Source organism: Bifidobacterium scaligerum (genome assembly GCF_002802865.1).
GTDB lineage: Bacteria > Actinomycetota > Actinomycetes > Actinomycetales > Bifidobacteriaceae > Bifidobacterium > Bifidobacterium scaligerum.
Genome location: NZ_PGLQ01000001.1, coordinates 187180 through 210321, shown reverse-complemented (window position 1 = coordinate 210321; position 23142 = coordinate 187180). Strand labels below are relative to the sequence as shown.

The 23142-nt window shown below is 56.5% G+C and carries 15 protein-coding genes; 6 read left to right on the top strand and 9 right to left on the bottom strand.

Going from position 1 to position 23142, the window contains the following annotated elements:
- Positions 1 to 52 precede the first annotated feature (52 nt).
- On the top strand, positions 53 to 1063 hold the full coding sequence (locus CUU80_RS00810) for an alpha/beta fold hydrolase (protein ID WP_165775772.1): 1011 nt from the start codon (positions 53 to 55) through the stop codon (positions 1061 to 1063).
- An 11-nt stretch (positions 1064 to 1074) separates the two neighbouring features.
- Positions 1075 to 1650 carry an alpha/beta hydrolase gene (locus CUU80_RS00805; RefSeq protein WP_165775771.1) on the top strand — a complete coding sequence of 192 codons (576 nt, stop codon included), beginning with the start codon at positions 1075 to 1077 and terminating at the stop codon, positions 1648 to 1650.
- A gap of 65 nt (positions 1651 to 1715) precedes the next feature.
- Here the strand turns inward: CUU80_RS00805 and CUU80_RS00800 are convergent, their stop codons facing one another.
- From CUU80_RS00800 to CUU80_RS00790, 3 genes are all read right to left on the bottom strand, one after another.
- Positions 1716 to 4088 (bottom strand): DNA gyrase/topoisomerase IV subunit B, encoded by a 2373-nt coding sequence (locus CUU80_RS00800; RefSeq protein WP_100495464.1) that lies wholly within the window; start codon positions 4086 to 4088, stop codon positions 1716 to 1718.
- 66 nt (positions 4089 to 4154) lie between these two features.
- Positions 4155 to 5552: an RNA polymerase sigma factor gene (locus CUU80_RS00795; protein WP_100495463.1), complete on the bottom strand. Its 1398-nt coding sequence runs from the start codon at positions 5550 to 5552 to the stop codon at positions 4155 to 4157.
- A 179-nt stretch (positions 5553 to 5731) separates the two neighbouring features.
- Positions 5732 to 6409, bottom strand: coding sequence for a DUF4192 domain-containing protein (locus CUU80_RS00790; RefSeq protein ID WP_100495462.1), 678 nt, complete (start codon positions 6407 to 6409; stop codon positions 5732 to 5734).
- Positions 6410 to 6609: 200 nt separating this feature from the next.
- Here CUU80_RS00790 and CUU80_RS00785 point away from each other — a divergent pair, with 200 nt between their 5' ends.
- Together CUU80_RS00785 and CUU80_RS00780 are read left to right on the top strand one after the other, a co-directional pair.
- Positions 6610 to 7692, top strand: a complete 1083-nt coding sequence (locus tag CUU80_RS00785; protein WP_100495461.1) for a polyprenyl synthetase family protein — start codon at positions 6610 to 6612, stop codon at positions 7690 to 7692.
- Positions 7693 to 7915: 223 nt separating this feature from the next.
- Positions 7916 to 10081 (top strand): protein kinase domain-containing protein, encoded by a 2166-nt coding sequence (locus CUU80_RS00780; protein ID WP_100495460.1) that lies wholly within the window; start codon positions 7916 to 7918, stop codon positions 10079 to 10081.
- Positions 10082 to 10297: 216 nt separating this feature from the next.
- Here the strand turns inward: CUU80_RS00780 and CUU80_RS00775 are convergent, their stop codons facing one another.
- Positions 10298 to 11017 carry a lysophospholipid acyltransferase family protein gene (locus tag CUU80_RS00775; protein WP_100495459.1) on the bottom strand — a complete coding sequence of 240 codons (720 nt, stop codon included), beginning with the start codon at positions 11015 to 11017 and terminating at the stop codon, positions 10298 to 10300.
- A gap of 50 nt (positions 11018 to 11067) precedes the next feature.
- On the opposite strand from CUU80_RS00775, the gene CUU80_RS00770 reads away from it, so the two are divergent.
- The gene (locus CUU80_RS00770) at positions 11068 to 11700 is read left to right on the top strand and encodes a hypothetical protein (RefSeq protein WP_100495458.1); all 633 of its coding nucleotides are present in this window, start codon (positions 11068 to 11070) and stop codon (positions 11698 to 11700) included.
- Between the two features lie 41 nt (positions 11701 to 11741).
- On the opposite strand, the gene CUU80_RS00765 is transcribed toward CUU80_RS00770, so the two are convergent.
- The 5 genes from CUU80_RS00765 to CUU80_RS00745 all read right to left on the bottom strand — a co-directional run bounded on the left by CUU80_RS00765 (position 11742) and on the right by CUU80_RS00745 (position 20575).
- On the bottom strand, positions 11742 to 13055 hold the full coding sequence (locus CUU80_RS00765) for an ABC transporter substrate-binding protein (protein ID WP_165775770.1): 1314 nt from the start codon (positions 13053 to 13055) through the stop codon (positions 11742 to 11744).
- A gap of 137 nt (positions 13056 to 13192) precedes the next feature.
- Complete coding sequence (locus tag CUU80_RS00760) at positions 13193 to 14113, bottom strand: carbohydrate ABC transporter permease (RefSeq protein WP_243388579.1); 921 nt, start codon at positions 14111 to 14113, stop codon at positions 13193 to 13195.
- A 65-nt stretch (positions 14114 to 14178) separates the two neighbouring features.
- Positions 14179 to 15111 carry a carbohydrate ABC transporter permease gene (locus CUU80_RS00755; protein WP_100495456.1) on the bottom strand — a complete coding sequence of 311 codons (933 nt, stop codon included), beginning with the start codon at positions 15109 to 15111 and terminating at the stop codon, positions 14179 to 14181.
- 185 nt (positions 15112 to 15296) lie between these two features.
- A complete protein-coding gene (locus tag CUU80_RS00750; RefSeq protein ID WP_100495455.1) occupies positions 15297 to 18926 on the bottom strand; it encodes a glycosyl hydrolase 115 family protein in 3630 nt (1209 codons plus the stop codon).
- A gap of 92 nt (positions 18927 to 19018) precedes the next feature.
- The gene (locus tag CUU80_RS00745; protein ID WP_100495454.1) at positions 19019 to 20575 is read right to left on the bottom strand and encodes an MFS transporter; all 1557 of its coding nucleotides are present in this window, start codon (positions 20573 to 20575) and stop codon (positions 19019 to 19021) included.
- 170 nt (positions 20576 to 20745) lie between these two features.
- Between CUU80_RS00745 and CUU80_RS00740 the strand changes: the two genes are divergently transcribed.
- Positions 20746 to 23112, top strand: a complete 2367-nt coding sequence (locus CUU80_RS00740; protein WP_100495453.1) for an extracellular solute-binding protein — start codon at positions 20746 to 20748, stop codon at positions 23110 to 23112.
- Positions 23113 to 23142: the final 30 nt, after the last annotated feature.

Sequence of the window (23142 nt, the reverse complement as noted above, 5' to 3'; positions counted from 1 at the left end):
CGGGTCCGAGCCGCACATTGCGCCGGCCCCTCTTACACCGCCGCGTAAGAAGATGCCGACATGGTTGGTGATACTTATCACGGTGATTGTGGCCATCGCACTCAACATCGGTATTCTGGTCGGCATCGGTCGAGGCGTTGCCGCTTTGGTCCAGACCGCAGGCAACAGCCGTCACGACGGTTACGGGCCCCATGCAAGACGATCCAATCCACAGCCCTCCGCACGCCCTGATTCCGTCAGCGCCGCGTTCGACTCGTACTATACGCAGCAATATACATGGACATCATGCGATCAAGGTGATGCCTGTACCACGGTCAAAGCGCCGTCCAACTGGTCCGATCCCTCGTCCGAAACCATCAAATTGCATTTGGCCGTTCACTACGCCGAAGGCGATGATTCCAAAGGATATCTGTTCATCAATCCCGGCGGCCCGGGCGCTTCGGGTGCGGACTGGCTGAAGGACTTCATCGAGTACACCGCCACCGATGATCTGCGCGAAGACTATGACATCATCGGCTTTGATCCACGAGGCGTAGCCGATTCCGCACCCATCAGCTGCGGTGACGATTCCCAATTGCTGAATCGGTATTTTCTCGCCGATCCGATTACCTCAGACAACCTTGATTCCAGCCGTAAGCTCGCGAACACGTTCGCCAATTCATGCCGGGAGCACAGCGGCACCATCATCGACCACGTGGACACGCAGTCCGTAGCCCACGATCTGGATCTGATGCGTGCGCTTATGGGCGAGGACCAACTTGATTATCTTGGCTTCTCCTACGGCACCTACATCGGTTCCACATACGACGCCATGTTCCCGAAACAAACTGGACGACTGGTGCTCGATGGCGCTATTGATCCACAGGAGGATGCCACCACCTCCATTGTGGAACAAGCTGTAGGCTTCGAAAATGCACTGACCACATATCTTGACGATTGCATCGACAACGATGATTCCTGTCCGTTCACCGGCATGAAGACGAGCGACGCGACCGCGATCATTCAGTCATGGCTGGCACGGGCAGACACCGACCCCTGGCCACCTCCACAAGCCAAACGGTGAACGGCATCACAATGATGTACGGCGTTATCATGCCGCTCTACTCCCAAGATAATTGGCCATACCTCACCCAAGCCTTCCAAGAGCTCAAAGACACCGGCAAAGCGGACACCATGCTGCTCTTGGCGGATGCCTATCTTGGGCGCAATGAAGATGGCATCTATACCGACAATTCGATGGAAGCCAATCTGGCGGTTAACTGCCTGGACGACCCGCCCACCTCGGATATGAACAGGCAGACGGCCATCGCCAAGGAGCTCAATGAAAAGTCTCCTACTTTCGGCCGATTCATGGCATACGGCAATATCGGTTGCGAAGCCTTGCAACAGGATCGTTCCCAAATCAAGCAACTGGATTATTCCGCACCCGGAGCCGCACCGATTCTCGTGGTGGGCACTACGGGAGACCCCGCCACGCCTTATCAGTCCGCAGTGAATCTGGCGAAACTGCTGCAGTCCGGCGTACTGCTCACCTACAAGGGCGAGGGACATACCGCCTATGAGTATACGAACTCCTGCGTGGCCGATATCGTGGATGATTATCTGATTGACGGCGAGGTGCCCGGCAGCGACGTGACTTGTGGACGATAGCTATCGGCGGGGGCGGACCATGCCCCATGCATGATTCGCCCCCCGCCCGCATTACGCATCAATCATCACGTATCGATCTTTGAGCGATCGAAATCGTCTGCGTTGTCTACGATGAACTGCTTGCGTGGAGGTACCTCGTCGCCCATCAGCAACGAGAAAATCTCACTGGCTTGGGCGGCGTCTTCCATACGGATACGGCGAAGCATGCGTGTGCGCGGATCCATGGTGGTATCCGCCAGCTGGTCGGCATCCATCTCACCCAAGCCCTTATAGCGCTGAATGTCGTCCGCGTAGCCGATATGCTTGCGATCCAATTCGGCCAGTTTGCCCGCCAACTCATCATCGGAATACGTATAAATGTATTCCCCTTTGCGCGATCCGGTCAGCGCGATGCGGTGCAGTGGAGGCACGGCCGCATACACGTATCCGTGCTCGATCAGAGGGCGCATATACCGGTAGAACAGCGTGAGCAAGAGAATGCGAATATGGGCGCCATCCACATCGGCATCGGTCATCATAATGATCTTGTGATAGCGCGACTGCTCAATGTCGAAGCTTTGGCCGGAACCGGCGCCCACCACCTGAATGATGGCGGCGCATTCCTTGTTGGCCAGCATCTGCGTTATGGACGCCTTCTGTACATTGAGGATCTTGCCTCGAATCGGCAGCAACGCTTGGAATCCGGCATTACGCGCGGCCTTGGCCGTACCGAGTGCGGAATCACCCTCCACAATGAACAGTTCGGCCACATCATCATTGCCTGGCTGGCAATCGGAAAGCTTGGCCGGCATGGATGCGGATTCGAGCGCGTTCTTGCGACGCGTAACTTCTTTGGCCTTACGCGACTGGATACGGGCGTGCATCTCGCCCACGATCTTCTCCAGTACACGGGCTGACTGGTCCTTGTATCCGCGCTTGGAGCCGGTGATCATCTCGCCGAATTGCTTGTCGGTAAGTCTGGTGACGATCGGCTTGACCTGCGCGGTGCCAAGCACGTCCTTGGTCTGACCTTGGAACTGTGGCTCAGCTACACGGGCAGTGACCACAGCTACCAGACCAGCTTGAATGTCATCGCGTTCCACCCTGATGGCGGAATCCTTGAGATTCACCTTCAGCTTACGGGCGTTGTCTTCCACGGCTTTGCGAATCTGCTTGGTGATGGCATTCATAAAACCATCCACGTGAGTACCACCGCCGGGCGTTTCCACGATGTTCACGAAGCTACGAATCACCGTATCGTATCCGTTCACCCATCGAAGGGCGATGTCGATGCCACAGGTGCGCTCGATTTCCTGAGCATGTAATTCGCCGCCAGCGCCTACCGCCTGGGTCTCCTCTTTGTAGACGCCTTCACCCTGGATGTGCCAGATATCGGAAACTGGCTCGCCATGAGAAAGGAAGTCCACGAAATCCTTCACACCACCGGTATGCAGGAATTCCACAGTGCGAGGATGGGCCGGCTGCTCGCCAAACGCGCCATCGACCATAGGGGCTTCGGCAGCAGGGGTGAAATCCTCTTCGACGGGGGATGCCGAGACCGGGGATACGGAACGAAAATCATCGCCCACAGCAACAAAACCGGCAAGCGGATCATCCGATTCCTCCGATGTTCCGGGCTCGACCTGCGTCTCGATCGGAATCGACTCGCCCTGCATGGTCGATGAGGATCCGGCGTCCTGTGCAGCGTCCATAGCAGACGTACTGTCGGAACCGTCATGCGCCGCTTGTGGCACATTCTCATCTACAATCGTGATCTTCAATCCAGGAACCAAGAAACTGGTCTGGCGCACACGATCGACAAGCTGCTCATATGAGAAAGCAGCCGTCTTGTTAAAAATCTCCGGATCGTACCAATAACGGATACGCGTACCTGTGGTTTTGGGACTTACCGAACCAATGATTTCCAGTTCGGTGGGCCGGTTCTTACGCGTGCGCTTGAACGGAGCATCAGGTGATGGATTGGAGGGGTCGGCATCCGTATACACACCGGGATGACCTTGGTGGAATGCCATATGGTGGGTCTTGCCATCTCGATCCACCTCGACATCCAATCGGGAGCTCAAAGCGTTGACCACCGAGGAGCCCACGCCATGCAAGCCGCCAACGGCATTGTATGAGGAATTGCCGAATTTGGCACCGGCATGCAGCTTGGTGAGCACCACTTCCACACCGGACAAACCGGTTTTGGGCTCCTTATCAACCGGAATGCCACGTCCGTTATCCGCGACTTCCACTGAGCCGTCGGTGTGCAGGGTGACGACGATATTGTTGCAATATCCGGCTAGGGCTTCATCCACCGAATTGTCGATGATTTCCCACAGGCAGTGCATAAGACCCTGCGAGTCGGTGGTGCCGATATACATGCCCGGACGCTTACGTACCGCGTCCAGACCTTCGAGGACGGCAAGATCCTTCGCGCCGTATTCTTCTGTGGCCATAAATCCTTATATTCTCTCTAATACCATCTTGGCTCCCCTCTTGAGGGAGGAGAGCCAAGCAGCCGATCACTGATCCAAGAAGTCACGCAGCGTCTGCGAGCGAGACGGGTGACGCAGCTTAGACATGGTCTTGGATTCGATCTGACGGATACGTTCACGGGTTACGCCATACACTCGACCAATATCGTCCAGAGTCTTGGGCTGGCCATCCTCAAGGCCGTACCGCATCTTAATGACACCGGCCTCACGCGGAGACAGGGTTTCCAACACCTGCTTGAACTGTTCCTGCAGCAGGGAGAAAGCCACAGCATCGGACGGGGCGATGGCATCGGTGTCTTCGATGAGATCGCCGAACTCGGAATCGCCGTCCTCGCCAAGCGGGGTATGCAGGGAGATGGGCTCACGACCATACTTCTGCACTTCCTGCACCTTCTCTACCGGCATATCCAGCTCGCGAGCCAGCTCATCCGGCGTGGGTTCACGGCCCAGATCCTGCAGCATCTGGCGCTGCACGCGGGAAAGCTTGTTGATGACTTCCACCATGTGCACGGGCACACGAATGGTGCGTGCCTGATCAGCCATGGCTCGGGTGATGGCCTGACGAATCCACCAGGTTGCGTATGTGGAGAACTTGAAGCCCTTCTTCCAATCGAACTTCTCCACGGCGCGGATAAGACCCAGATTGCCTTCCTGGATCAGGTCGAGGAACAGCATGCCGCGGCCCGTGTAACGCTTGGCCAGCGAGACCACAAGTCGCAGGTTGGCTTCCAGCAGGTGGTCCTTGGCCTTCTTGCCGTCGGCGGCAGCCCACTTGAGCTCACGCTTGCGTTTGAACTCCATGCCCTCGGACTGCGTGTCCAGCAAGTGCTGAGCGTAGAGGCCCGCCTCGATGCGCTCGGAAAGATCCACCTCCTGTTCGGCATTCAGCAGGCTCACGCGACCGATCTGCTTGAGATAGTCCTTGACCGGATCGGCAGTGGCGCCGGCGGCAATCACACGACGCTTCGGATTACCGGCAGGGATGATGTTCTCATCGTCATCATCCGTATCGGAAACCACGTAAGCGCCTTTTTCCTTGGGAGCCTCAGGCGCCTTAGGAGCATCCTCGTCTTCGTCGTCATCCTCAACGTCTTCGTCGTCATCCTCGGACTCGTCCAGATCATCGACGTCATCCACATCGTCGATATCCTCGTCCAGATCATCGACGTCAAGGTCCTCGTCATCTACCTGAGCATCCTCGTCAAGGTCGTCCTCGCTCTCGTCGAGCACATCCTTAAGCGCCTCATCGTCCTGGGTCTTCTTCGCGGCAGACTTACGCGTCGTCTTCTTCGCAGTCTTTTCGGCGGACTTCTTCTTCGCAGCGGTTTTACGTGCGGATGTCGAAGCGCTGGCCTTCTTCTTGCTGTCGGTCTCCTCGCTGGACTCGACCGTCTGCTTGGTTGCCGTCGTTTCCTTCGTGGCCAAAACTGCTCCTTCTGATCTCTTGCCGTTGGCACGTATACCACATGGGCACACTTCTGGCAAGGGCAAATCGTCAACTATGCGAGTAAACCACCTTCCGAGGACGATTATTCCCGTATCGACCAGAAATCGTGTTGGAACAGCCCGGTTTTGCTCAAAGCCAGACACGACTGTCGACCATGTCATTCCAACGGCATGGCACTTTTTCTGGAACACCATGCAGGTCTGACGCCACGTTCGCTGGCCGAGAACACCATTGCCGCCAACGAGCATTCCTGATCAAGCAGAAGACACTGCAACGCATATACCGTTGATTCCTCATCTCCCAACCACCATAGGGCATATGCGATCACCGCCAACGGCTGAATACAGGCGGGAGCAAACGGATAGGCATGCACCATCTCGAACAGCATCGCCACTCCCCGACGGCATCGCCGCTCATCCGGCCTGATCGTCTCATCTTCAAAGGCCTCGGTCAGCAGCTGTCCCATCCGCTTTTTCGTGCGGGCCGCGTGCGGTCGTGTGGCGAAATCCATAAGCTGGGCTCGTGGGCAATGTTGTTCATCAGTCACCAGAGAAAGAATGAGCGCGTCACGAATCGATAGCGTTTCCTGCATGCCCACTACGAATGATTCCATTACATCCGCGCTCAAGAGGATGTCATCTTGTCCAAGACCTTCTAACCAGTCGTCAAGCGGCTGGGAAATCCATTCCTCGTTAGCCCTGCGTATGCCCCGAGTCAGGCGATTGTTGTGAAATGTCTCGGCTTTCATCGCAAGACGTTCCATCGTGCACCGGTCTTCATAGTCCGGTCGCCATTGTTCCTCAACCGAGGGTGCCGCATATTGTTCGGCATACATAATCGTCCTCCTTGACTGGTTGTCGCGCGCTTTTGCACCGTATTCGATTCGCGCCACGCCGCCGGCTGCGGCATTGACTCTCCACTATGCACGATTGCCGCCTCGCACCGAGGGGAAAACGGCCTATGTGGAGCGAGCTTCGCGTCCTTGCCATTCCAAGGTTCTTGTGTTCTTCAAAACCTGTGGATAAGTTATTAGGCATGTGGACAACAACTTGCGATCGCGAAACCATCGAACCGCGCATCCGTCAACTTGCTCTCGAAACGGTTGCCGCCCCGGCTACCGATGTGGTGAGCCCGGCCGTGCAACCGGTATTGGATAAGGTCATCGATCAGGCCGCGACTTCCAGCGAGGGAGGCAAACGTCTTCGCGCATTATTGGCCATGGCCGCATTCGATGCCACAGCGAAGCCCTCCCAGGCCGAACAGCGCACCGCCATGCTCGATTTGGCTTGCGCCATAGAAATCTTTCAGACCGCAGCCTTGGTGCATGACGACATCATCGATGAATCCGATTTGCGACGAGGCAAGCCTTCAGCGCACCGCGCGCTCGAACTGGCGGTAGGCAACAATGTCATCGGCCGAGGATTGGGACTCATGCTGGGCGACATTCTGGCCACCGTATGCATTGAGATTGCCCGTCGCGCTGCCCGGCAGCTATGCAACACCGACGCTATAGACGAAGCGTTCCTCACCATGCAGCATGAGGTCGAAATCGGACAGGTACTCGACCTTGGCGTCGAGATGACTCCGCTTAGCGACCCTGAGGCATTGGCGGACGCTTCATTGAACGTGTTTCGCTGGAAAACCGCCAGCTACACCACCATCGCCCCGTTGCTGCTCGCGTTTCTGGCCTCCGGAGTCGAGCCGAACAAGGCACGTAGCCAAGCCATGGCCATCGGCCGTCCGCTCGGACTCGCCTTCCAGCTTGCGGATGACCTGATCGATGTCGTCGGCTCCAGCAGCAATACCGGCAAGCCCGTCGGAGGCGATATTCGCGAAGGCAAGCGCACCGTGCTGCTGGCCGATGCGCTGGCCGCCGCCGGTGACGCGGACAACCACGAGCTCATCGCCATGTTCGATGCCGAGCGACGCGATGAATTGCAAGTGTCTCGCGCCATCAGCCTGTTCCACAGCACCGGCGCCATCGACCGTTCCAAACAACGCATCAGCACACTGTGGCAGCAGACCAGACAAGCCCTCGACGAGCTGAATCTTGATTCCGATGCACACCGGCGACTCGCCGAGGCTTGTGCGCAGTTCATTCCTCAGGAATTGCGATAGCCGTGTGAAATCACGAGAAACTATCGTCGTGATACGGAGTAGTTCGTAGGGCGAAGACACACAACAACCGTCACGGCCCGCTTGGTTCTTTCCGGTCACTGCGCTCGGTTCTTTCCACAGGTCGTCCCTATCCTTCCGCATCCGAAAGTCCTCATCCGCGTAGCCGGGCCAATGTAGACTGAACGATGTCTAGACATCATCAAAGGAACCGTGCAGAACAACCATGAGTGAGAACGAGCCCACGCAGTTGATTGAGGGACGCTACCGCATTGTGCGCAACATCGCCGAGGGCGGCATGGCGACCGTATATGAGGCTGTCGATGAGCGTTTGGGACGCACCGTGGCGATTAAAATCATGCACACGCAACTCGCTCAAGGTCCTCATCGTGATCAATTCGTCGAGCGATTCCGCAGAGAGGCCAATTCCGCAGCGGCCATAGCCAATCCTCATATCGTGCAGGTATACGATACCGGTGAATACAACGGTCTTGACTTTCTGGTCATGGAGTATGTGCATGGCGTCAATCTGCGACATGAGATGAATCTGCAGGGCACCTTCTCCGTACGCGAAACGGTACGGGTCATCGCCGAGACATTGGATGGCCTCGCCGCCGCTCATCGCATAGGCGTGGTTCACCGAGACATCAAGCCGGAGAACATCCTGCTCAATGACCGTGGTCATGTGCAGATCACGGATTTCGGACTGGCCAAGGCGGCCAGCCAAGCCACGCTGAGTTCCACCGGAATGCTGCTCGGTACCGCCGCCTATCTGGCCCCCGAAATGATCGAGCACAATCAGGCCACGCCTCAAGGCGATTTGTATTCGGTGGGCATCATGGCCTGGGAGATGCTTACCGGCAAAGTGCCGTTTGATTCCGACAATCCAGTCACGCTGGTATTCAAGCACGTTCATGAGGACGTGCCTCCGGTATCCACGGTGTGCACGGGTATAGACCCGTCCATTGCCGCATTCGTTTCCCATCTGACGGCCCGTCAGGTCGAGGAACGGCCGGCCGACGGTATGACGGCGGCCGAGGAGTTGCGACAGATTGCCGCAAAACTGCCGCTGGAAGCATGGCAGTACCGACTTCATGCCGAATCCGAAATCTCCGATCGCACCGATGCAACAGCACCGGCTTTGGTAGGCAGAATCGGCGAGTCCGTGCACCCGTCGCATATCGCGGACAACCCCGCACCTACGTCAGCCATGCCTCCGGCACCGCCCGCCGCCCCGACAACGGCGCTGGAGACGCAAGCCGAACGCACACAGGTCATGGGCGTCGCGCAGTCGAATGCGCTCGGCGACCAGCCGACCGACACGGTGATTCCGACAGAGGTTCACCTTGACGAACGGTCCGCGGACCAGCCCAGTAAGCACAACAGAAAACCGCTCATTATCGCTCTGGCTGTACTGTTGATTGTTGCTTTGGTGGCAGGCGGCGGCGCATGGTGGTGGTTCGCCGGTCCAGGTAGCTATTGGAGCGTGCCTCAGCCCGAGGATGTCAGCTGTGCGGCAGACGACACCGAATGCGCATTGACCGGCGCTGATTGGACTACATACGAAAGTCTGCTGAAAACCGCAGGCATTCCTTATACGATGACGCAGGGTTACAGCGATACCGTGGCCGAAGGTCATGTCATCTCCGCCTCCGTGGATGCCGCAGACGCCTATGTGGGCACCCACATCGGAAGACGCAGCGACCAGCAGCTTACGGTGGTGGTGTCCAAGGGCGTGCGCATGGTCACGATTCCCTCCGACATTCTCGATGCGACTTCCACCAACGGCAAGGATCCACTGAACGCCCTGAAGAAGGCCGGATTCGATAAGGTCACTCACGATTCAGGCAAAGACGATTATTCGCTGGATGTTCCTGAAGGTGCCGCACTGACTATTTCCCCCGACCCTGGTACTACGCTCAAGCACAACAGCGAAGTGACCATCACCCTGAGCAAGGGGCCCAAGCCGGTCACGATGCCGGATGTGACAGACATGACCAAGGATGAGGTGCAGTCCGCACTTGAGGAGCTCAACCTTACGGCGAATATCACCGAAGAATACGATGATAAAATCGCCGCCGGTAAGGTCATTTCCACTTCTCAGGAGGCTGGAACGCAGCTCAAATGGGGTGACAGCGTGGATGTGGTCATTTCCAAGGGTCCCGAGACCATCACGTTGGAGAACTACGTGGGTCAAAAGGCGTCCACAGCCAAAGCGGCACTGGAGAAACTAGGCTTCACGGTAAGTGTCGAATCGCAGATCACGGTGGATTCATCCAAAGATAAAACAGTCGCTTCCCAGAATCCCGTAGGAGGCACGGTGGTCCGTCTACGCGATGCGAACGGCAATCCCACGGCCATTACGCTGAAAATGTATTCGTCGATTTTCTGATGGAAGACGGGGCGATAGGCGCCGCCGTGCACACCGGCATTCGTCGATTACTCAAATACCACTCATATCAAGCCAACGCACCGCACAGTATAACGCACCGCACAGTATGCAAATGGGTTCGCACGCAACGGCTGTGCGAACCCATTATGTACGTCAATCGATGACTGAGGACACCCCCAAGAATGCCCAGAGCAGATTCGGAAAACCGAATGAAGCTCAGTGCGCCTCGGTATTGTGTTCCGCGGCCTGGCGCTCTGCCTTCTCCTTCAACTGCGCCTTGATTTTCTGCGCGTACTCATCCACGTACTCCTGACCGCTCATGGCTTGGATCGCAGCAGAGACGCGGTCCGTCAATTCACGCAGATCATCATGGGTGATTTCCTCGGCAGATTTCTTTTCCACGGCGATCGGCTTGCCGTACAACACTTGGGTCCTGCCCTTCTTCGGAATGGAGGTGCCGATAGGCTGGAGCTTGTCGGAGCCGATAATGGCGGTCGGCACGATCGGGCAACCGGTTTCCAAAGCCAGTCGAGCCACACCAGTGTGCCCCTTGTACATACGACCGTCGGGGCTACGGGTACCCTCGATATGAATGCCGAACAGATGGCCGGCTTCAATGATCTCGCGCGCATGCTCAAGTGCACCAAGCGACTTATTGCCACCGGAACGATCCACCGGGAACACGCCCACAGAGGTGAACCACCACTTCTTGAACTTGCCCTTCAACCCCTTGCCTTCAAAATATTCAGCCTTGCCCATGAAATGCACCATGCGTGGGCAGGTTATCGGAATCAGCGCATCATCGATCACCGCCAAATGGTTAGCGGCGATAATCGCGCCACCGGTACGTGGCACGTTGTTCAAGCCGGAAACCGTGGGGCCGAGACGATGACGAGCGATCGGACCGAAGACTTTGACGAAGAACCAGTACAGCACTTGGCGTTCCCTCCCTGCGCGGTTTAGGGCATCAGATTAAAGTGGACTATATGACTGACCTCAACAATACCAATGCGGCAGACGAGCCGGCAACACCAACACCGGATGATGGCGCGAGTCCCAAGGACCCCGGCAACACGTCGTCTGCCCAATCTTCTTCCGCCGACCTGGGCAATCTTGACGAGGCATGGGCTGCATTCCAAGCCGAGCATGAAGCCGACCTCAACGATGTGGCCTCATCGAGGCAAGCCAAAAAATTCGAGAAGCAGGCCAAACGTCGGGATAAAGAGGCGCTGTTGTCCATTAACGACCTCGACATGGGTGCCTTCACCGACGACGCACGACCAGGTCCGCGCGATTTTACGGGATCAAGCTGGCTGGACACCAACGCGGTGATGGACCGTTACGATGACGGTGGCTTCACTGCCCCGAACCCGGAAATCGGACCGGTCAAGCAGTCTACGATATTACTGGTAGCACTGCTGATCATCGGGGTGATCGGCACTGCGGTAATGGTGCTGATTCCTTCGCTATATGGGATTCCGGTGCTCAGCGCGTTGCTCAATATCGCGTTTGGTATCTGTACAGTGCTTGGACTGGGTGGGCTCATCGTCAAGGCGCTCAATCGAAGCAATCGCCCTGGGGACAAGGGCGGTTACTTCGATGATGGTGCACGGGTGTAGGCCCTCAACTCCCTCTGGATACGATGCAGAGGGACATGGTCTCACGAATTGAAGTCGATGGACTCCTGCAGCTCGTCGATCATTGACTTGGCGGCTTCCAGCGGTTTGCGTTTGCCGAAAACCACATCCTGCTGGTAGCGCACGATAGTTTTATCCAATTCGGATGCACCGTTAGGCACCACTGCCGGAGCCTTGCCCACCGTCGGACGAATTGCGTCTACAAAGTCCAACGAAAGCTTGTCTGTTCCAGTAGCTGTCTTGGCGAGCGCGGTACGAATGTCATTGTTGGCGGGTATGCCACGTTCAGTACCAAGAATCGCGCCGGCCTTCGAATCGTTGATGAGATAGTCGACCAGCATGGCGGCTTCAGCGGGGTGCTGCGAACCAGAGGAAATCGCCCAATACATGCCGTTCTTGAAGTACATGGTCTTCTCCCCCGGATTCATTTGCGGCAATGGCACCAACGTCATGCGAGGGTTGCCCGCGGCTTGAGCGTATGGGGTGATCTGCGTGGCCTGGGTAAGCATGAACGCCTGACGCCCTTTGCCGAAATCAGTGTCGTTCATGGAGGCCGTGACGTTTTCACTCCAACGTTCGGCATTGCCTTCGATGCCGTTCTTGGCCCAGTCCGCCGGTTTCTCAAGGAACGAAGCCAAGGTTTCAGGAGAAATACTCACCTTATTGCCATCAAATGTGCTTTCCCCGTGCTGTCGTGCCCAGAGTTCCAGCCCATAACTGTTGTTCATGAAAATGGAGCCAATATATTTGTTGCCGGATTTTTGGCTGACTTCCTGAGCTACCCGCTCGAAATCATCCCAGGTCCACGTATCGGTGCTGGGCATGGCTACGCCCAGTTCGTCGAGGATATCGTTGTTGACGATGACGCCAAACTGTGCGATGGTTGCGGGTGCCGCCACCTGCACGCCATCGACTTTGCCCGTGTTACGTGTGTCCGCATCCATATGGCTCAAGTCAAGATATTGAGACGCTTTGTCCATGTCCAGCAAAGCATTCATCGAACCGTAGAATGCAAGATAAAGCTGGTCCATCTGCATCACGTCGGGCGCATTGCCGCCTGCGGATTGCACGGCGAGCTTGTCCCAATAGCCGGTCCAGTCGGAGTATTCCATGTCCACATGAATGTTCGGATGCTCGGCTTCGAAACCCTTAACCGCCTGCTCAGTGGCTTTGATACGGGCGTCACCGCCCCACCAGTTGAGCCGAATAGTCACATCGCCCTCGGCCGGCACGACTGGTACGTCTGATACACCGACCGAGCTGCCGCACGCAGCTGCACTGCACAACGTCGCCGCAACTAAGGCCGCAGCCGCAATCTTCTTCCACATATACTTCATAGTCAACTCCCGCAAATCGTCTGCAAGCAACTTGTCATTGGCAAATGGCGTGGACGCGTGCGGCATCAAGGCGCACCGAGGGAAGGCGTACGAAGGTACGTCGACCGAGGAGCAACGATGATGACGCTCCGTCCACGTTATTTGCCTCCGGTTGTGGCGATTCCTTGGACCAGATACTTCTGACCGAACGTGAATACCAGGAACAATGGGATCAAGGAAACCACGCTCATCGCGAACATCGGGCCGTAGCTGGATTGGGATTGCGCATCGATGAACGTACGCAACGCGATCGGCACGGTGTACATGTCCGGTTTGGTCAAATACAGCAGCTGGCTGAAGAAATCGTTCCACGTCCAGATGAAGGTGAACACCGCGCAGGTGCCGATGGCCGGTTTCATAAGCGGCAGCAGGATCTGGAAGAAGATGCGGATGTGGCCGGCACCGTCGATTTTGGCGGCCTCGTCCAGATCACGCGGCAGCCCGCGCAGGAACTGGTAGAAGAGAAAGGTGAAGAAGCCATCCATCGCGAGGAACTTCGGAAGGATCAACGGTACGAATGTGTTGATGAGATGCAATGAATTCCACATGATGTACTGCGGAATCACGATCACATGAATCGGCACCATAAGCATCAGCAGCATGAAGCCGAAGAGTACCCCACGGAATCGAAAGTTCAATCGCGCGAATGCATATGCTGCCATCGAGCAGGTGAGAATATTGCCGATGATGGCGAACACCACGATGATCAACGAGTTCAGAATGTAACGACCAAACGGGTAGCTCAACGCGTTCCAACCAGCCACATAGTTCTGCCAGACCGGTTTGGTGACCACGAGCCCCATATTGGTGAAAATCTCATCCTGCGGACGCAGGGAGCTGGCGACCATCCACAAAATCGGATACAGCATCATAATCGCCAGTAAGAGCACTACGACCTGCTTCGCCACAGCGCCGACTACGCGTGCGATACTGCGAGCGCGATGAGGATTCATGCCAGCGCCGGATCCCAGTTCCACATAGGCGTCCTGCTCATGTTGCCGGTCGCGCATCTCACGCATGGTTTTCTCCTTGATGGATTCTGATGGATTCTGGAGGATTGCATATGGCATTCATCATTGAAACATCAGTCATCGTAATGCACCCAGAACTTTGATAGAGCGAAATTGATTCCCGTCAACAGGGCCACGATCACCACCATGATCCAGGCCAGTGCGGAGGCGTATCCCATGCGTAATGAGGCGAAGCCCTGCTGGTACAGGTACAGCGTGTAGAACAGCGTGGAGTCGCTGGGGCCGCCAGTGCCGCCCGAGACCACATAGGCTTGCGTGAACGTCTGGAATGAATTGATGATGCTCATCACCAGATTGAAGAAGATGATCGGGCTGAGCATCGGCAGGGTGATGGATCGGAATTGACGCCATTTGCCAGCACCATCCACACTGGCCGCCTCGTAGAGCTCGCGCGGAATCTGACGCAGACCGGCCAGGAAAATGACCATCGGGGAGCCGAACTGCCAGACATGCAGCGCGATCAGCGTCCAGTTGGCGGTGTCCGGGTTGGCGATCCAGCTCATAGTGGTATCGATGCCAAATAATCCCAGGAACGCATTGAATAGGCCGTCCGATCCGAATACCATCTTCCACAGCACCGCCACGGCTACCGAGCCACCGAGCATGGACGGTAGATAGAAGGCGGAACGATAGAAGGAAAGCCCGCGCATACCGCGATCCAGCAATACCGCCAGAGCCAATGCGGCAATGAGCTGCAGCGGCACTGACACTATCACATACACCAACGTGACCGTCAGCGAGTTCATGAATCGAGGATCGGCGAGCATATGCCGATAGTTCATCAGTCCCACGAATTGCGGCGGCTTGATCATGTTGTATTTGGTGAATGAAATCACCAGGGAATATACCATGGGAATCAGACTCAGGCATATTGCGCCAATAAGCCATGGTGCCAGAAAGCCCAATGCTACCTTGGTGTCGCTTGGCTTGTCTTTCGGTTTATGCCGGTTTTTGACCAGAGCTCCGAATTCCGCAAACGAACTCACCGTGTCAGCTCCTTTTCCTTGACGCTTTCGCACCTACATTGGCACTACTCACGCCTCTCATATGGCCTCAAAGCCGTTATCGTGTCTGCATGTCACGATAACGGCTTCTCGTATCCTCTTGCTACTTGTTGCCAAAGTTGCCAACTGAGCGTATCACGGTCGCCAGCGAACTCTGTACCCTGCCATCAAACGGTAGACTTCCACTCGTTGTCCATCGGAGGCAACTCATCGCCTCGTGTCAGATATACACGGTCGATGCGCACACCACCCGATCCGGCGAGCAGACCCAAATCATGAATACCCGCACTCAGCTCGATGCTGCTGAGCTCGGTCCAATGCCAGATGTAGCGCAAACCAAACGCCCACAAGCCATGCCCCGAACAGTGTTCGGCTGCCGGCTGTACGCTGCCGTCCACGGAAATCCAGCACATGTCCTGCATCTTGCTGTCCACTTCGGCGTACAACCATACGTGGTATCTGCCGGCAGTGGTGACGGCAACACGGTAGTTCATACGCGGCGCGGTCTCAATGGTCCATGAGACCGGATTCCATTCTCCCCGGTTCGGCTCGGCACGCATGGCCAGTCCTGTGCCACCATCGGTTTCCGCCTGTACATGACGCCAAGCACCCGGCCCATCCAATGCTGGGGTCAGCCATGCGCTGGCATTGTTCAGCAATGCCGATTCAGCCTCGAATGCCAATACTCCATCATGTTCCACTGGCATATCGCTTGGAATACGTCGCAATATGTTCTTCCCCTCGTCCGGCTCCACCGGGTAACGGGCTTCACCTAGGATTGCGGGTTCTCGTGTGGCGAAGCGTTTGAATGTAGTGTCACTGTTCCAATACCTGGCAGCAATCGAGGCAACCTTGGGCAGCGGGATTTCACTTGCGGCAAGACCATAGCAGGCTGCAAGATCGCGATTCAGCGAATCCACCACCCCTTGGCAAGGATCGCTTTCCACCATGAATCGAGGAGCACAACCAACGACCATACTGAATTGCGGGCCGAGGTTACTTGCGCGTCGAGCAGTGGTATAGAGCACGATTTTGTCCAGCGTCACGTAATTGTCGATCACGTACAGTCGAATCACGTGTTCGCCGGCCTTCAGGTAGGGCAGATACGTGCGGATGCGTTCGATGTTGTCGAGTTTGCTGGTCTCCCATGCGCCAATATGTTCATCGACGGTTGCGGTTTCCACTTCGATGATGGGCAGGTCGTCGATACGCACGCCCACCCGGATTCGTCCGGTCGAGTCGAGCGTAGGGATGCGGTGCAGTTCCAGTTGTGGCACGCAATCATTATGCAGCCAGATATGATAACCGATATAGGCTGGATCCATGTTCGGATCGGCAGGCGATGCTTCCAAACCAGACCTTGCCTCCATCGCAGGATTGCCGAAGCGTCCAAGATACGGCACCGGATTCCAACACGTATGGTGGCCGTATGATTCAACATCAGGTCGCGATGGATCTATGGACACATAGCCATCCGCTTCCACACTGCCAAAGAATCCCTGATCCGGATGGCCTACGTTCGCCACACGAACCTCGATGGCATGACTTTCACCGCTGGCCGAATCATGTACTACGATGCGGCCACGGGAATCTGGAGCTACATCTCCCGCATCGACGTGAACGCCGATGCGGCGCTCTGCGTCGACCACACCTGTCGTGCATGTCACCCGAATCCACGGCTCACTCGTCTCAATGCTGAATGGCAGACCTGCAGCGCCTGTGGAATATATCTCAATCCATTTATCGAGCTGCCCATCGGGCCAGAATTCGAGCACATCCTGTGCATCAGCCCCGGCATCGCTACCCCAGATAGTCACACCAAGGCCCGCCTTGCCGACGGCGAGCGCCGGACGCGCCGCAGGATTCAATGCGGTTGCAGGAGGCGGAAAATCATCCGGGGTGAACATGCGGTCCCATTTGCCGTTGGCCAGATGCTTGTTGTAATAAGCGATCAGCGCACGTTTCTGCAGCTCGTACCGTCGAGACAATGCAAGATGCCGATCTTGCGCGGCTGTCTTGCCTTCACGTTCAGCCAGCAGACTGCGATCGGCATGGTAGAACTGTGCGTTCACCAGATATGAGAAGTGAATTTTCACCGCGAAAAGTTCGAAGAACGCGTCCTGTTCACGCTCGGGCAATTGCTTCCAGAGCTCGTTGGTTTCAGCATACAGTTCGCGCAGTTCATCGACATGTCGCCCGTATTCATCGCCGTAAGCGGTCTGCGAGAAGCATCCTTCCTCCAGATTCTCGGGTTTGCGCATGTTGTTGAGCTGGTAGTAGCGAGTATAGATTCGTGCCGCACGATGGCCATGACCACCTGAGAACGTACGGTCGAACCATGCGGCCACGTAATCCTCAATGTCCGTGTTCGCTTCGGGCTCGCCGGCATGCCAAGCGAGATACAGGAAGTACTCCATCTCCTGTTCCATCGGCTTCAGACCGCCGATGTTGTCGATCCACATCCGGCGAATACCGTTGTCCCAGGATTTCATGAGCTCGTTTTCCATCAAGGTCAGCGGTGTCGACGAAGTGGCCAGATAACTATCCGTGGGTGCCCAGTATGACGAGTGATAGTACAGACCGTGACCACCCTTGCGCTTGCGCTCCTCAAGCGAGGGGAAGCGACGCATATAACCGTAATTATCGTTGGCCCAGAGAATCATGATGTCCTCGGGTAGGTTCAACCCGTCGTCGTAGAGCGGCAGTACTTCCTTGTATGGCACGAACAGCTGCAGGTCATGGTCGGCGCGCTCGCCGATCTCCTCATGGAGGATCTGGCGCTGATCGGCAATCACCTTGCCCAGCAGTTCCACGCGCGCGCGATGCTTCTGCTCTTCGGACAGATGCATGTCGCCGTCGATGGCCCGAGTCACGAAACCGGTGTCGTGGATGCCTCGCATGCCAACAGTCCAAGTGACTTCATGATTGCGGTTGCGGTCCACGCCCTCGCGCCAATACTGCTGGATCTTCTCACGGTTGTGGCCTTCCAGCGAATAGTCGTACTTGATATCCTCGCCTTGTGACTTGGCCCAGGGGTCCCATTCGTGCTGATTGGAGCGCATGAGCATATCGCAATGTGTGGTGCCGATGACCACGCCCATGCGCTCGGCCAAGTCACCATTTCGCGGGTCGTCGCCAAAGGCGCCCACGTGCATGGCAGGCCATACGTAATTGCCTTTGAGACGCAGCACCAATTCAAAGAACTTGCGATAGGTTTCAGGACCTATGGTGCCGTCCGCAGTGTGTTCCACCGCCCAATCGTAGAATTCTTCCTCGTCGTTGATGAATACGCCACGGTATTGCACACTGGGCCATTCAGTCACTGTCGCGCGCGCATCCACTTCAATGACATCGCACTCATGCACCGGCACGTCCGCCCACCACGTCCATGGCGAGACGCCGCATGCTTCGACGAAATCATAGATGCCGTAGATGGTGCCGCGCCGGTCGGTGCCGGCAATCCATACCTTGCCTTCGGCTGTTTGAATAGTGTAACCCTCCCAGCGCCAGCGCCCGTCGCTGTCCTTGAGTTTCGTCAGGTCGATGACACCCGCTTGTGCAGCGTCATCGATTATCCGGGAGGTGCCAATGGTGCCGACGACAATCGAAGCCGCGGATGTATCACTGCCGAGGCGGATTTCAGCTCCGCTCACGGATTGCAGGTCGTTGGCGAGGTTCGTCAAGGCCATACGCACCGCTTCACTCTCGTTGTCGCAGGCTGCTATCATCATCATCGCGCCACGTTTGGCGATGGTCACACCGTCGTGCCCGTTATTCACAAAGTCGTTGATATGCATGTCTTACCTGTCTCTATGGGAAAACAATGGACGGCCGGCCCAATAGGATGCCCAGGGCCGGCCGTTGGAGTCAGCCGCAATCGGCCCGAATGTCACTTGGAAGTTTCGGGCCAGCACTTTTCGTACTTGACGCCGGTGAGCTTTTCGCACACCTTCCTGACCTCAGGATCGACATCGGCTTTGCTGCCGCCATCCTTGAGACGCTGAATCTCACCAACGAGAATGCCGTCGGTCTTCTTGTCGAGAGCGAAGGTCAGGGAGATGATCCATGCGATGGCGAGACCGAGAATCACCCAGCCGACCATCACGGTGGCAATACCGTTCTGAGCGGTCACAGGCTGACTTTCGGCATCCTTGACGAAACCGGTGGAAGCCAGGTAGATGCCAATGGCGGAGGCCGCGAAACCAGCAGTCATCTTGCGCAGGAACAGCTGGAAGCCCACGAATACGCCAGTGCGGTTCTTACCGGTGACCAGTTCGTCAACATCCGGGATGAACGGGAACACGTTCCACGGGATGAACCAGGTCAGAGCACGGAAGATCAGCCACCAAATCATAATGACGTACAGCAGGATGTTCCAGGTTCCCGGATCCATAGTGGATTGGCTCTTCCACAGGAACAGCAGTCCCAGAAGGCCCAGGATCGCGCCCGCGAAATCGATGGAGAACAGCTTGCGCGGGCCAAGCTTGGCGAACAGCCAGCCGAACACGGGCTTGAGTGGTTCGCCGATGATGGACAGGCCGAGCAACGCGGAGGCGAAGGCGGCGGGCTTGTTGAGATCGTAAAGTACGAAGAACATCCAGGTCTGACCAAAGATATCGAGGAAGCTCTGACCAAGCAGGTAGATGAGCACGTGCTTGCGGAAGGACTTGATGCGTAACGTGGAGAGGAAGTCCGCGAACAACTGGCCAACGCCCTTAATCCATTCGCCGAAGTTGAACGGCTGCTGCTTCTCCGCTTCGATGGCCTCGACGTCGAAGCCGGCCTTTTCCGGCGTCAGCTCCCAAGTGGCCTTCCATGCCGCGAACAGGCACAGGCAGAAGATGACGAGGAATCCGATCATGGCCACCTGATAGGCATAGGCGTTCTCCTCGCCGAGGGCGGCGAGCAGGGCAGCCGCGCCCAGCGGAATCACCGCGTTGGAAATGCCGGAGAACAACATACGCGTGGTGGACAGCATCGTACGGCCGTTGAAGTCAGTGGTCATTTCGGTCGGCAATGCGGAGTACGGGGTCATGATCATCTGGTTGGCTATGATCCACAGTGCATAGGCCGCGAAATACGCCCACAGCGGCATGCCGGGGATCCACATCAGCGAGGTGCACAGCAGCACTGGGATGCCCGCAATGAGGAAGAAGCGGCGACGGCCGAACTTACGGCCGAACTTATAGCGGTACAGGTTATCGGACAATGCACCCACGGCGAGCGCGGCGAAAGCTGCGACCATGGTGGCGATGCCGACGATGTTCTGCGCCTGATCAACTTCCAGCCCGGCAAACTTGGTCCAGAACACCGGCAGGAACACAGCGAGCTGGCCGAAACCACCACCGTAGAAATCTCCCAATGCAAAGCCAATGGCGTTCATCAGCTTCACTTTGCGCACGGGTTTGTCCGTTTGAGCAACGGCGTTCTCATTGACCTGAGACATACGCCTTCCTTTCAATTCTCTTCTGTATTCAATTCCGGATGCGATGTTCGGCTGCTTCGCCTTGACAAGGAGACCGTCATCATCGGCCGGTAGGAGCAAGTATGGCAATCAGCCGATGGCACATGCGATAGAATTACCATGAATTACCAAAATTGTGGATAATTTGTTCTATGACTTCGTCTTCGGCAACCGAATCATCAGCATCTTCCTCATCCCGCACCCGAGCCGTGACTCTGGCGGACGTCGCGGCATTGGCAGGCGTAACGGCCGCCAGCGCATCGCGCGCATTGAAGCATCCAGGCAGGATGTCGCTGAAAACCGAATTGAAAGTACGGCAGGCAGCCCTTCAATTGGGTTACGGATTGCCGGATCCCGCCGGCAACCACCCGCCTGCTCCGACCAACGCACTACCTGACGATCGCTCAATATCTTCGACAAGGAGGGATTCCTTCATCGGCGTCATTGTGTCCGACGCCTCGAATCCTTCGTTCGGCCCATTGATACAGGCGCTGCAGCATATGCTTGACCGTCAAGGTCTGCAAGTCATCGTGATGGATGCTCAGTCCGATGCGGAACGCGAATATGCGCTTGCTCGCCGGTGCACTGAAATAGCAGCCGGTTTGGTATTGGTCGCGCCACGTATGGCCGAAACTCGCATTGCTCGTATAGCGCAGGTCCGTCCGACAGTCACGTTCGACCGACCGGTTTCATCAGCTTCAGGAGTGGAGACGGATTGCCAAATGGCGATCAACGAGGCGATGAGCCTACTCAACGACATGAATCATCGAACCATAACGTATCTCGCAGGACCGAAAGAAGTATGGCTTGGAGAGCGACAACGCCAATGGATAGCAGCTGCGGCAGCACGGTTCGATATGCGCTTCGAAAACCTGCCGACCCATCGCTACGATGTCGAAGGAGGCCGCGAGGCATATCAATCCATGCGTTCCCGCCTACCAGATGCCGTCATTGGGTTCAATGATGCTCTCACCATGGGGTTCGCCGCCGAAGCACGTGACGGGGGTATCCAGGTTCCGGAAGATGTTTCTCTGATCTCCTTTGGAGACTCGCCGGCTACCGGATGCATGACACCGTCATTGACTTCCATTGCGGCACCTGCGGAACAGGCAGCCAAACGTCTTGCCTCAACGCTTATCGGCACCATGCGTAATCCTCAGCGAAAACCCATAGATCATCATCGCATCTATGCCACATTGCGTCTGAGATCCAGCCTCAAGCGGAAAATCGCACCATTGAACCGCAAGCGCATTAACCTGGCGCTCAACGATTCACCGGATATCATCGACCTGACATTGCTGTCGAGCTCCACGCAAGAAGCTCTGCCTCGCATCGATGCTTTCATGCGCCGCTACCCCACTATCCGCATCACACCGGTGGAAGGTGGATCACAAACGGAAACCATGCAACGTTTTGCCGCCAGCGTGCGCGATCACCACAACGTTCCGGATCTGCTTAATCTGGAGTGTCAGTATTTGCCGCAGTTCGCCGCCGACGGCGTGCTCCTCGACTTCAGCAATACCACCATCGAACGCGCATGGTCGCGCGACTTCGTGCCGCAAACGTGGCGCAACGCCCATTATGCCTCCGGCCTGTATGGAGTACCCGGCGACCTGTCGCGCATGGTTATGTTCTACCGTCGTGACATCTTCGAACGGTTCGGTTTATCGATTCCCCATACATGGCAGGAATACCATCAAACCGGTCTGGAATTGAAGAGAAGCAATCCGTCGGCGACCATGGGATTATTGGACACTTCGCGCTCGCAGCCATATTGGATGTTTTTCCATATGAACGATGCCACTCCATGGTCCGTGGACGAAAAACGTAATATCATCACGTTCCGTTTTGGCGATGAACGTGTGCAACGCACCGCGCAATTCATACAACAGTGCATCAATAACGGCGTGCTCCGACAAGAGTCTTGGTCATTGGCCCGCAATTACTCGTATGTACCGGCAATTGGCAATGGTGAATACGCCACCATCGTGCACGCGAATTGGCTGGGGCGTATGATCGCAGCAACATATCCGCACGATCAAGGTAATTGGCGTATCGCGCCAGCACCGGTGTTCGGCGGATTGGGATGGCGCGACTGCCAGATCGGCGGTTCGCTTATTGCCGTCAGCAATGCGATCCCTCGCGTCAAGCAGGCACCGGCCTTGGCCTTTGCCCATTGGTTCCAATCCCATCCCGATGCGGTGGCATTGCGCACGCCTGGCAGCATGTCCGCAGCGACGACATTCATCAACGGCGTGACGGGCGGAAACTACGTCGATTCATATTTTGGCCAGAATGTGTATGCCGTAGTACTGGATCAGCCAGCATCACCCCAGCCCGATGCATCGCAACGTGATTGGCGCCCGCTTCCATTTATGACACAGGTGGATACGGACTTTCGTGCGATTATCGCTCCTGCATTAGTTTCGGGCGGAGCGTCACCTAGCAAACTGCTGCAATTACAAGAAAACCTCACCTCGTATGCCCGTGAGCATGGATTTGAGGTGAGGTCGGAATAGGCCACGAACCTATTATTCGCAGCAACAGCG